10 protein-coding genes and 3 tRNA genes are annotated in these 12,076 nt (G+C 50.3%); 12 read left to right on the plus strand and 1 reads right to left on the minus strand.

Translation table 11 applies throughout. From position 1 onward, the window contains the following. The first annotated feature begins 41 nt into the window (after positions 1-41). The 12 genes from tig (at position 42) to L2Y54_RS08275 (ending at position 11,604) form a co-directional block, all read left to right on the plus strand. Complete coding sequence (gene tig, locus L2Y54_RS08220; protein ID WP_236501345.1) at positions 42-1,349, plus strand: trigger factor; 1,308 nt, start codon at positions 42-44, stop codon at positions 1,347-1,349. Positions 1,350-1,377: 28 nt separating this feature from the next. Then, a complete protein-coding gene (clpP, locus tag L2Y54_RS08225) occupies positions 1,378-1,992 on the plus strand; it encodes an ATP-dependent Clp endopeptidase proteolytic subunit ClpP (protein WP_236501346.1) in 615 nt (204 codons plus the stop codon). A gap of 238 nt (positions 1,993-2,230) precedes the next feature. Further along, entirely contained in the window at positions 2,231-3,517 is a 1,287-nt protein-coding gene (gene clpX / locus L2Y54_RS08230; protein ID WP_236501347.1) for an ATP-dependent Clp protease ATP-binding subunit ClpX, read from the plus strand. A gap of 143 nt (positions 3,518-3,660) precedes the next feature. Further along, positions 3,661-6,081, plus strand: a complete 2,421-nt coding sequence (lon, locus tag L2Y54_RS08235; RefSeq protein WP_236501349.1) for an endopeptidase La — start codon at positions 3,661-3,663, stop codon at positions 6,079-6,081. A 177-nt stretch (positions 6,082-6,258) separates the two neighbouring features. After that, positions 6,259-6,540 (plus strand): HU family DNA-binding protein, encoded by a 282-nt coding sequence (locus L2Y54_RS08240; protein WP_236501351.1) that lies wholly within the window; start codon positions 6,259-6,261, stop codon positions 6,538-6,540. 18 nt (positions 6,541-6,558) lie between these two features. Continuing rightward, a tRNA-Val gene (locus L2Y54_RS08245) sits at positions 6,559-6,634 on the plus strand. 21 nt (positions 6,635-6,655) lie between these two features. Beyond that, a tRNA-Asp gene (locus L2Y54_RS08250) sits at positions 6,656-6,732 on the plus strand. A 68-nt stretch (positions 6,733-6,800) separates the two neighbouring features. Further along, a tRNA-Asp gene (locus L2Y54_RS08255) sits at positions 6,801-6,877 on the plus strand. Between the two features lie 112 nt (positions 6,878-6,989). Beyond that, positions 6,990-8,870 (plus strand): SurA N-terminal domain-containing protein, encoded by a 1,881-nt coding sequence (locus L2Y54_RS08260; RefSeq protein WP_236501352.1) that lies wholly within the window; start codon positions 6,990-6,992, stop codon positions 8,868-8,870. An 8-nt stretch (positions 8,871-8,878) separates the two neighbouring features. Beyond that, on the plus strand, positions 8,879-10,162 hold the full coding sequence (mtaB, locus tag L2Y54_RS08265; RefSeq protein WP_236501353.1) for a tRNA (N(6)-L-threonylcarbamoyladenosine(37)-C(2))-methylthiotransferase MtaB: 1,284 nt from the start codon (positions 8,879-8,881) through the stop codon (positions 10,160-10,162). Between the two features lie 3 nt (positions 10,163-10,165). Next, positions 10,166-10,756: a hypothetical protein gene (locus L2Y54_RS08270; protein WP_236501354.1), complete on the plus strand. Its 591-nt coding sequence runs from the start codon at positions 10,166-10,168 to the stop codon at positions 10,754-10,756. 209 nt (positions 10,757-10,965) lie between these two features. Further along, positions 10,966-11,604, plus strand: coding sequence for a hypothetical protein (locus tag L2Y54_RS08275; protein ID WP_236501355.1), 639 nt, complete (start codon positions 10,966-10,968; stop codon positions 11,602-11,604). A gap of 3 nt (positions 11,605-11,607) precedes the next feature. On the opposite strand, the gene L2Y54_RS08280 is transcribed toward L2Y54_RS08275, so the two are convergent. Continuing rightward, positions 11,608-12,060: an EVE domain-containing protein gene (locus L2Y54_RS08280; protein WP_236501356.1), complete on the minus strand. Its 453-nt coding sequence runs from the start codon at positions 12,058-12,060 to the stop codon at positions 11,608-11,610. Between the last annotated feature and the right edge of the window lie 16 nt (positions 12,061-12,076).

Below are 12,076 nucleotides of genomic sequence, written 5' to 3' on the forward strand. Positions count from 1 at the left end.
CCCTGCATCGGTGGATGTGAGGCTTGTAACGAGGTTTTTACATGCAATTTTCTGTCGAAACAACCGGTAACATCGACCGCAAAATGACAGTGGCAGTTCCTGCCCAAAAAATCGACCAAGAAGTAGAAAAACGCCTGAAAGGCATGGTGGGCCGCGTCAAAATCGACGGTTTCCGCCCCGGCAAAGTGCCGTTTAGCGTGGTTAAAAAGCGCTATGAAGATGGCGTGCGTTACGAGGTGGTGGAAAAATTGCTGGGTTCTGCCTTCCAGGATGCAGCTAACCAAGAAAAATTGCGTGTGGCTGGTTTGCCTGAAATCGACCTGAAAACGATGGAAGCCGGTAAAGACCTTGAATTCGTGGCAAGTTTCCAGATTTACCCGGAAGTGGTCATTGCAGGCGTTGAAACCCTGACCGTTACCCGTCCGGTGGCAGCGATTACGGATGCTGATCTCGACAAAATGATTGATGTTATCCGCAAGCAAAATCAGGAATGGAATGAAGTTGACCGTGCTGCTGCGGTGGGCGACATGGTAAACGTTGATTTCGATGGTTCTGTCGATGGCGAAGCATTTGAGGGTGGTGCTGCGGAAGATTACTCAGTCGAACTCGGCGCAGGTCGCATGTTGAAAGACTTTGAGGACGGTCTGGCTGGCATGAAAGCCGGTGAAGTGAAAACCATTGATGTGGCTTTCCCGGATACTTACCACGCAGAAAATCTGAAAGGCAAAACGGCACAATTCAAGCTGACCATGAAGCAAGTACGTGCTGCCACGTTGCCGGAAGTTGATACCGATTTCATCACCAAATTCGGCGTAGAAAGCGGTTCGGTGGATGATTTCCGTGCTGAGATCAAAAAGAATATGCAGCGTGAACTCGACACTGCCATCAAAACCCAGCTCAAGCAGCAGGTAATGGACGGCTTGGCGGAATTACACGCGATTGATATTCCTAAGTCACTGGTGAAGGAAGAAATCCGCTACGTTCGTGATGAGTTCTCGCAAAACACTGGCTCTCCGGCAGATAATATCCCCGACGAGTTGTTTGCGCCGCAAGCAGAGCGCCGCGTGAAGTTGGGTTTGATTGTGGGTGAAGTGATTCGCCAACACAGCCTGCAACGTGACCCTGCACGAGTGGAAGCCATGTTGGAAACCGTAGCTGCCAGCTATGAAGACCCGCAAGCGCTGAAAGACTACTACCGTGGCAACCGTCAAGCCATGCAGACCATCGAAGCAGCGGTAATGGAAGAAATGATCGTTGAATGGGTCATGGCAAAAGCCACGGTCAACGACGAAACCCGCGATTTCGATAGCGTCATGAACCCTAAAAAGCCGGAGCAGGCACAAGCCTGATTCCCGCACACAAATAAGGTAGGTTGTAATGTTTGTAAGAAACCCAGATGAACCACGCGCTGTTGGTGTTCCTATGGTTATCGAGCAATCGGCTCGTGGCGAACGCGCTTTTGACATTTACTCGCGCTTGTTGCGGGAACGGGTCATTTTCTGCGTGGGTGAAGTCGAAGATTACATGGCAAACCTGATTGTGGCGCAGTTGCTGTTCCTCGAATCCGAAAACCCTGAGAAAGATATTCACCTGTATATCAATTCTCCGGGTGGGGTGATTACCGCAGGCATGGCGATTTACGACACTATGAAGTTCATCAAGCCACAAGTCAGCACTTTGTGTATCGGTCAAGCAGCGAGCATGGGGGCGGTATTACTGGCGGCGGGTGAACCGGGTAAGCGTTTTGCACTGCCACATTCCCGCGTCATGATTCACCAGCCGTCAGGCGGGTCACGTGGGCAGGCGTCAGATATTGCGATTCAAGCCCGTGAAATCCTTAAGATGCGTGAAGTATTGAATAAGGTGTTGGCTGACCATACAGGGCAATCTGTTGAACGTATTGAGCAAGATACCGACCGTGACAATTTCATGGATGCGGTGGCAGCACGCGAATACGGTTTGATCGATGAAGTCTTAACGGTTCGTACCTGATTTTTAGGTCGTAAGCGTCGCCTTTTATCTGAAAACAGCCTGTCTTGACAGGCTGTTTTCGTATCTGGACAGGTGTTTTTCAGCAAAAGAAGCGTAAAATACTTGTAAAAGGCGAGTATTCTTGTCACAAGACAAGTTTATTAGAATAATATAGTTTGAAAGCAGTCATACGGACACAATATAGTCCTTTGGTTTATATCGTTGATGTGTCGTGAAGCGGCACAGGATAGAGGTTCTGATGAGTAAAGATAGAAGAGGCGATCACGATAGCGGCAAGCTGCTGTATTGCTCTTTCTGCGGAAAAAGCCAGCACGAAGTGCGTAAGCTGATCGCTGGCCCTTCGGTGTTCATTTGTGATGAATGTGTGGATTTGTGCAATGACATCATTCAAGAGGAAATGCATACCGCGCAAGGGTCTGACGAACAATCTTCCCTGCCGACACCACGTGAACTCAAAGGCAACTTGGACGAGTACGTGATTGGTCAGGAACTGGCAAAGCGTGTGCTTTCAGTAGCGGTTTACAACCACTATAAGCGCTTGTACAAAAAAGGTAGCGGCAAAGATGATGTGGAGCTGGCGAAAAGCAATATCTTGCTGATTGGCCCGACGGGTAGCGGTAAAACCTTGCTGGCAGAAACGCTGGCACGTTTACTGAATGTGCCGTTCACGATTGCGGATGCCACGACCCTGACGGAAGCCGGTTATGTCGGTGAAGATGTGGAAAACATCATCCAGAAGTTGCTGCAAAAATGTGATTACGATGTGGAAAAAGCCCAGACTGGCATTGTCTACATCGACGAAATTGACAAGATTTCCCGCAAAGCCGATAACCCTTCCATTACCCGTGATGTGTCTGGCGAAGGTGTACAGCAAGCCCTGTTGAAACTGATCGAAGGCACGGTAGCGTCTGTCCCCCCGCAAGGTGGGCGTAAGCATCCGCAGCAAGAGTTTTTGCAGGTCGATACCCGCAATATCCTGTTCATTGTGGGCGGTGCGTTTTCTGGTATGGATAAGGTCATCCGTCGCCGTACCGAAAAGGGCAGCATTGGTTTCTCGGCGAAGGTGAAATCACCCGAAGAAAGCCGCAGTTTCGGTGAAGTCATCAAAGACATCGAAGCGGAAGATTTGGTGCATTACGGTTTGATTCCAGAGTTCGTGGGGCGTTTGCCGGTGGTTGCCACCTTGGAAGAGCTGGATGAAACAGCCCTGGTGCAAATTCTCACCGAACCGCGCAATGCGTTAACCAAGCAATACGCCAAGTTGTTTGAAATGGAAGGTGCTGAATTGGTCTTCCGTGATGACGCTTTGCATTCGATTGCGCGTAAAGCGATGGAGCGCAAAACTGGGGCGCGTGGGTTGCGTTCTATTCTGGAAAAAATCTTGCTGGATACCATGTACGATTTGCCATCTGAGCAGAACGTCAGCAAGGTGGTGGTGGATGATGCCGTTGTCAAAGGCGAGTCCCAACCTTATCTGATCTATGAAAATGTCGAGCCGCAGCAACAACTAGCCGCAGGCGAATAACATTTATTTGATCCCCTCACCCCAACCCCTCTCCTTCAGGGGGAGAGGGGCTAAGAAGTCATCTTTCCTGCTCCCCCTCGCCCCTTGAGGGAGAGGGGGCTGGGGGGTGAGGGGTTTCTTATCTGCCACAGTGAGTACTTATTATGGCTGAATCAATCATCGTTCCCGTTTTACCGTTGCGTGATGTTGTGGTGTATCCACACATGGTGATCCCCTTGTTCGTCGGGCGCAATAAGTCCATCCAAGCCTTGGATATGGCGATGGATAGCAATAAGCAAATCCTGCTAGTTGCCCAAAAAAGTGCCGAAGTGGATGCCCCCGATTTGGATGATGTGCATACGATGGGGACGCTTGCCACCATTCTGCAATTGCTAAAGCTGCCGGATGGCACACTCAAAGTATTGGTAGAGGGGTTGGAGCGTGCGGAAATTATCGCAATTGATAATGACGGCGACTTTTCCGCTGCACGGGTCAAAGTAGCTTCTTCAGTTTCCGGTGACAGCCGCAAGATTGATGTATTAAGCCGCTCTTTGGTGGGCTTGTTTGAACAATACGTCAAGCTGAATAAAAAAGTTCCGCCAGAAATCCTCTCGTCCTTATCCAGCATTGATGATCCGGTGCGCTTAGCCGATACCATTGCCGCACATTTGGGTTTGAAGATTGCAGAAAAACAGAAAGTGCTGGAAATGCTCGATGTTGAGGAGCGCATTCACTACCTGATGGAATTGGTGGAAGGTGAAATCGACTTGCTGCAAGTCGAGAAAAAAATTCGTGGGCGCGTCAAGCAACAAATGGAACGCAGCCAGCGCGAGTATTACCTCAACGAGCAAATCAAAGCCATCCAGAAAGAACTGGGCGAAATGGACGATGCTGCGCCGAATGAAATGGAAGAACTGGCGCGTAAAGTCGAAGCAGCCGGTATGCCCAAAGAAGCCAGAGAAAAAGCCGATGCTGAGCTGAAAAAGCTCAAAATGATGTCGCCGATGTCAGCAGAAGCCACAGTGGTGCGCAATTACATCGACTGGTTGGCTAATTTGCCTTGGAAGAAAAAGTCCAAGGTCAATAATAACCTCGCTGATGCCGAGAAGGTTCTCAACGAAGATCATTACGGTTTGGAAGAAGTCAAAGAACGCATCCTCGAATTCCTTGCGGTGCAACAGCGCGTCAAAAAGATCAAAGGACCGATTTTGTGCTTGGTAGGTCCTCCGGGGGTAGGTAAAACCTCACTGGGGCAATCCATTGCGCGTGCGACTGGGCGTAAATTTACGCGGATGGCACTGGGCGGCGTGCGTGATGAGGCGGAGATTCGTGGGCATCGCCGTACTTACATCGGTTCCTTGCCGGGCAAAATTGTGCAAAACCTGACGAAGGTAGGAACCCGTAACCCGCTGTTCTTGCTCGATGAAATCGACAAAATGTCGACGGATTTCCGGGGCGACCCATCGTCTGCCTTGTTGGAGGTGTTAGACCCGGAACAAAACCACACCTTCGCCGACCATTATTTGGAAGTCGATTTTGATTTGTCCGATGTAATGTTCGTGGCGACTTCTAACAGTATGCGTATTCCAGGGCCATTGCTGGATCGTATGGAAGTCATCCGCATTCCGGGTTACACCGAAGATGAAAAGCTCAGCATTGCGAAGAATTACCTGGTTCCCAAGCAGATCAAAGCGAATGGTTTGAAGAAAGGTGAATTGACCATTAGCGATAGCGCGGTGATGGATATTATCCGCCATTACACCCGTGAAGCCGGGGTGCGTAATCTGGATCGTGAAATTTCTAAGTTATGCCGCAAAGCTGTCAAAGAACATTTGCTGAGCGATAAGAAAAAGAGTTCTGTTACCCCGCGTAACATTGAGAAATACCTCGGTGTGAAACGTTTCGATTACGGGCGTGCCGATAAAAGTAACCAGATTGGTCAGGTCACGGGTTTGGCGTGGACTTCCGTTGGTGGTGACTTGTTGACCATTGAAAGTGCGTTACTGCCGGGCAATGGCATGATCAAAAGTACCGGGCGCTTAGGCGAGGTGATGAAAGAGTCTATCCATGCTGCCGAGACAGTGGTTAAAAGCCGCGCACGGAGCTTGGGGATTACCCGTAAATCACTGCGCAAGAATAATGTCCACATCCATGTGCCTGAAGGTGCAACACCGAAAGATGGCCCCAGTGCAGGTATCGGCATGGTAACAGCGATGGTATCAGCGATGACGCGCATTCCGGTACGTGCTGATGTTGCCATGACCGGTGAGATTACCTTGCGCGGTGAAGTATTGCCCATCGGTGGTCTGAAGGAAAAACTGCTGGCAGCACACCGTGGTGGCATTAAGCTGGTGCTGATTCCCAAGGAAAACGAAAAAGATTTGGCGGAAGTGCCGGATAATGTCAAAAAAGGTTTGGAAATTCGGCCCGTTAAGTGGATTGATGAGGTATTAGCCTTGGCGTTGGAACATGCGCCAGTGCCATTAGCTGATGATGAGGACTTGGATGATGATGCGGAAACACCGGCTTCTGCACCAGTGGTGATAGCTGAAGAAGAGGAAACCAGTCCTGCCAGACCGCACTAATGCGTCTATACTGGATGTTGAAATACTTGTGTGCATCTGAAGTCCGTCATTTTGTTGACATATTTTAGATGTCGCTGGTATAACTAGCGGGCGTATCCGCATGGGTGGCTCTGCTGACCGTTAAGTGGCAGGAGTGTTTCGGTTTTCCCCTATAATGAATTCATAAGGAAAGTTTCCATGAATAAATCAGAACTGATAAAGGCAATATCTGAGAAGCCTGAGTTGGATGGTATGACTCAAGCTAATATTGACAAAGTGTTCAAAGCTTTTGTTGAAGTCATCAGCGAAGCGATGGCAAATGGCGACCAAGTGGCTCTGGTTGGCTTTGGCACATTCCTCGTGCGTGAGCGTCAGGCGCGTTCTGGGCGCAATCCGCGCACTGGTGAAACAATTTCTATCGCTTCTGCAAAAATTCCTTCATTTAAGGCTGGTAAAGCCCTAAAAGATGCTGTACAGTAGCGACCTCTGATGAACGACGGGTAGTTAGCTCAGTTGGTAGAGCGTCGCCCTTACAAGGCGAATGTCGGGGGTTCGAGCCCCTCACTACCCACCATCTTCATCTTAGCCATATCGCGGAGCGGTAGTTCAGTTGGTTAGAATACCGGCCTGTCACGCCGGGGGTCGCGGGTTCGAGTCCCGTCCGCTCCGCCAACTATTTATGAAAGGATGCTCATGCAGCATCCTTTTTGTTTGTTTCAAGTTGTTCAACACAACATCGCGGAGCGGTAGTTCAGTTGGTTAGAATACCGGCCTGTCACGCCGGGGGTCGCGGGTTCGAGTCCCGTCCGCTCCGCCAACTTTTTCCATTTCATCCCCCCTTTTCTTCCTGTATGATGGCGAACTTGCGTGCGTGGGGCGTGCGCATTAATTGTTATCAATCAACATTACACACAAAAACGTAAAAGACCATGCTGCAATCAATTCATGACAAAGCCAAAGGCTGGATTGCCTATGTTATCGTAGGCATCATTATCGTCCCTTTCGCACTGACTGGGGTATACGATTATTTTCAAGGAGGGGACAAGCGTATTGCTGCGGTTGTCAACGGTGAAGAAGTTCCTGTGCAGGCGGTGCAAAATGCATTGTTGCAATTGAAGCAGCAATTCGGCGGTCAGTTGCCAGAGGGCATGGAAGAATCCCTCAAAAGCAACGCGCTGGAATCGGTTATCAACCAAACCTTAGTGCAGCAAACTATCCGTGACGGTGGCTACCGTGCAAGCAATCAGGAGGTGGCTGATGCGATTGCTGCTATTCCGGTGTTCCAAAAAGACGGGAAGTTCGACAAAGAAACTTACGAAAACTTTCTGAAAATGCAGCGGCGTGACCCTGTTGAGTTTGAGATGCAGGTACGCACTGATCTCTCGCAACAGCAGTTACGTAATGCGGTGTTAGGGACGGCTTTCTTGCCTAAAGCAGAGGCTGAACAATACCAAGTCTTGCGTAACCAACAGCGTGAACTGGAAGTCTTTACGTTAAAAATGGCTGATTTTCAGGCTCAAGTGCAAGTTACCGATGAGCAAATTGCCCAGTATTACGAGCAAAATAAAGCTTCTTACATGACCGATGAACGGGCGCAATTGGCGTATGTGGAACTCAAGCGTGATGACCTTGCGGCGCAAGTGACGGTCGACGAGGCTGCGTTGAAAACTTGGTTTGAGGCGAATGCTGATGCTTACGCGCAACCGGAGCAACGCATGGTTAGCCATATTTTGGTGGGTGTTGATGACCCGGCTAAAGACGCGGATGCTAAAAAGCGTATTGATGCGCTGTATGCCGAAATCCAAGCCGGTACGCGCACGTTTGAAGCGATTGCCCGTGCAGATTCCGATGACAAAATTGCCGCCGAAAAAGACGGGCAGATGGGCGCGATTGTCGCTGGCGACTGGGGTGCAGAATTTGAAAAGGCTGTGTTCGCTTTAAACGCTGGTGAAATGTCTGCGCCAGTAAAGACGGAAGCGGGTTACGAAATTATCCGTGTAACCGAGATCAAACCGGCACAGCCGAAAACGTTTGAAGAATCCCGTGCGGCAGCAGAAGCCGATTATCGCAAGGAACAGGCGGAGCAAGCCTTCCTCGAAAAGGGTGAAGTCTTAGGGCGTGTGGTTTATGAGCAAGACGGTGATCTTGCACCTGCGGCGAAGGAAACAGGTTTGACTGTGCAGCAAACTGACTGGATGACGCCGTTACAAGGGCAGGGCATCGCAGCAAACGATAAAGTACGTGCCGCTGCCTTCAGTGAAGACGTGTTGAAATCTGGGAAAAACTCTGAGGTGTTAGAGCTGGAAGATGGCAATGCGGTCGTGATTCGTATCGTTAACCATGAACCTGCCGCGCAGAAACCGTTAGAAACTGTACGTGAAGAAATCCGTACTGCCTTGCTGGCGCAGGAAGCCCGTAAGTTGACGGCGCAAAAAGGTGAAGAGTTGCTGCAAAAATTGACCGCAGCACAATCTTGGACCGCATTGACAGAATCTGGCTTGGGTGCGGAAACGGCTGTTGAAAAGCCGGGTCTGATCGGGCGCAGTGATGCAAAATTGTCGCCTGAAATTGCCCAACAAGCGTTTGCTTTGACGCATCCGGCAGAGGGTAAGGCTACTTGGGGCAGCGTTGCTTTGGGCAATGGGGATTACGCCGTGCTGGCGCTGAAGTCGGTCAAAGCAGGTGATGCTACCTTGAGTGCGGATGCCGAAGCGATTTACAGCCAAAGTACCGGCGGGCTTGAATTGGAAGCGTTCCTGAAAGGTTTGCGGGATGCTGCTGATGTTGAAACTCATCCTGAGAATTTGTAAGTAGGTACATGAAAGTCCATCTGAAAGCATTGGGATGCCGTCTGAATGAGGCGGAATTGGAACAATGGTCGCAGCAATTTCGCGCAGAGGGGCATGAAATTGTACCCAATGTGCCGGATGCTGACGTATTGGTGCTGAATACCTGTGCGGTAACGCATGAGGCGTCGGGCAAGTCACGGCGTCTCATGCACCGTCTTTACCGCGAAAACCCTGCCGCCAAACTGGTTGTCAGCGGTTGTTACGCCAGCCTGCAAGCCGATGAAGTCGCCCAAACCTTGGGCGTAGATTTGGTTGTACCGAATACCGAGAAAGACCAACTTCCCCAAACGGTGATGCAGCAATTTTCCCTGCCGGTGATGCCGGTGATGGCGAGTGAGCCGGGGGAATCGCCGTTGTTTTTGCGCGGGCGTCAGCGTGCGTTTATCAAGATTCAGGATGGTTGCCGTTACCGTTGCACGTTTTGCATTGTGACGGTGGCGCGTGGCGAGGAACGTAGTCGTGCTGAAGCCGATATTATTTCAGAAATCAATACCTTGTATCAGCAAGGTATTCAGGAAATTGTCTTGGCTGGGGTGCATGTCGGCGGTTATGGCAGTGATACCGGCAGCTCCTTGTATGCTTTGGTGCAAGCGATTTTGCGGGAAACCGATATGCCGCGTATCCGCTTTGCTTCGGTGGAGCCGTGGGATTTGCCGGATGATTTTTTTGCGTTGTTTACCAATCCACGTTTGATGCCGCACATGCATTTGCCCTTGCAAAGTGGTGCGGATACGGTATTGCGGCGCATGGCGCGGCGTTGTAAAACCGCCGAGTTTGCACGCTTGGTGGCGGAAGCGCGTCAGCGTGTGCCGGGTTTCAACGTGACCAGCGATATTATCGTCGGGTTTCCGGGGGAAACCGATGAGGAATGGGAGCAGACCTTGGCGTATGTGGAATCGGTGGGGTTTGGGCACCTGCATATTTTCACCTATTCGATTCGTGCGGGAACGAAAGCCGCTACTTTGTCTAACCAAGTGGCGGAAGCGGTGAAGAAAGCCCGCAGCCAGACCTTACACGCACTGGGTGAACGTTTAAAACAGCAATGGCTGGCGCAACAAGTGGGTCATACCGTGCCGGTATTATGGGAATATGGGCGTGCTGGCAACACCGGACAGAAGATTTACACCGGCTATACCCCTAATTATTCTAAAGTCAGTGTTACGGTGGCAAACCATGAGATACTGGAAAACACCGTTAGGCAGACAATGCTAACCGGTGTACAGGAAGAAGGTGTTCTCGAAGGGAGGGTGTGAGCGATGAGCCTTAAGCGCTATTTAGCCGGTTTTTATTTATTAATAGCCAGCGTATTACTGTCTGGGTGTATTTTTTCTTCAGAGTCGCAGCAAGCCCGCGAGGTCGCTGATAAGTTTTGGCAGGCGGTGTTAGCGGAAGACATGGATACCGCTAAAAATCTGACAACTTGGGAGAGTGCGCAATACCTGCAATTTCTCACCAGCAAAAGCGTTGCCGCGAAGCGTTTTGAGACCGGTGAAATTAAAGTGGATGGCACAACAGCCGAGGTGGCAACGGTGCTGCATAGTGGCGAAAAGGGCGATATGACAATACCTTTACGCACGGTGTTGGTTCGCAATAAAGATGTTTGGCAAGTCGATGTACAAAAAACCATGGGTTCAATGGTCAGCGGCGCAATGGGCGCGGTAGTCGATCAATTGAATATGTTCATGGAAAACGGTCTCCAGGATTTGGATAAGGCGCTGTCTGATAGCGTGCAAGAGTTAAACAAGAGTCTCAAGCAAGGGGTGGATCAGTTGAAACAAGAGTTGACGGTTCCTCCGGTTGCACCGCCTCCACCGGCTGCACCTCCCGCTAATGGGCAAGCCATATAAGCTTATATTTTAGTCAAAAAGCCAACTTCTTGGTTGGCTTTGTTCATTTCTATTGCATTCAGTTACTATTCAGGCTTATATAGCGGCTATGCCCGTATACAAGCAAAAACCGCCGTTCTGTCAGCCAGTTACTGGTATAAGCTAATAAAGAGCTGTTATGTTGGCATCGCGCTGTTGTGAATGGTCAGATCAAAGAAGTGGAATGCCCCATGCCAAAATTAGTCATTAAACAAGACCTGCCTGAGCCATCCATTATTGAGAAATTGGAAGGTTTATTGCGGGTTGCGTTACCCCTCTTATTGTTTGTTATTGCAATTTCTGCTGCATTGTTGCTCTATTTGTCACGTGAGCCTCACGACACAGTGACGTTGGGGGATGATGCGCCTGCCATGACCTTGCCGCCTGCGTATGCGCAAGAAGCGCAGCGTTTAACCACACTGGCGCGTGAATTTGAAGCACAAGAGCAAGCCGGGGTGGAGGGATATGCCAAACATGCCCGCTTGGTGAGTCAGGCGGAAGCACTCCTTACCCAACTGAGTGTGATGGATGAGCGTGTAGAAGATTTGGTGGTAGCGGCAGATACCAAAGAGACCTTGTTGACTCGTCACCAATACCAAAAGGATTATTGGGAAGCGAAACGGGTATTTCATGATTTACGGTTATCGCGTTTCAACGAGCCGCTGAAAGCGCCGTCGTCACTGGCATCAACCACAATAACACCTGTTGAAGCAAAACCATCAGCAGCCCCTGATGCACCACCTGCAAAAGCTGATTTACCCAAGGATTTCTGCCCGCTGTTTGGGCCGGGGGCAGCAGCGTGCCGCCCCGGTGCTGAGGATAAACCCTAAGGTTTATTCTAAGTCGAGAATTGCTTGCCATTCGGTGGTGCTCACCGGCATGACCGACAGGCGGCAGCCTTTGCGTACCAGTGGCATATCTTGCAAGGCGGCTTGTTCCCGCAGTTCATGTAAGCTGATGGTGCGGGTGAGTTTGCGCACGAATTGCACATCAACCCGATACCAGCGTGGATTTTGCGGATCACTCTTGGGGTCAAAATACTTTGCTTCTGGGTTGCAAGCCGTGTCATCCGGGTAGCCCTTGGTGGCAATGCTGGCGATGCCGACGATACCGGGAACCTCGCAATTGGAATGGTAGAAAAATACTTGATCGCCGACTTGCATTAGGTCGCGCATCATATTACGGGCTTGGTAATTGCGCACGCCATCCCAGGGTTCAATGCTTACTTTCTGTAAGTCGTCAATACCGAATACGTCGGGTTCTGATTTCATCAGCCAGTATTGCATGGGGTTATCCTTTGCC

Source organism: Thiothrix winogradskyi (assembly GCF_021650935.1).
Lineage (GTDB): Bacteria > Pseudomonadota > Gammaproteobacteria > Thiotrichales > Thiotrichaceae > Thiothrix > Thiothrix winogradskyi.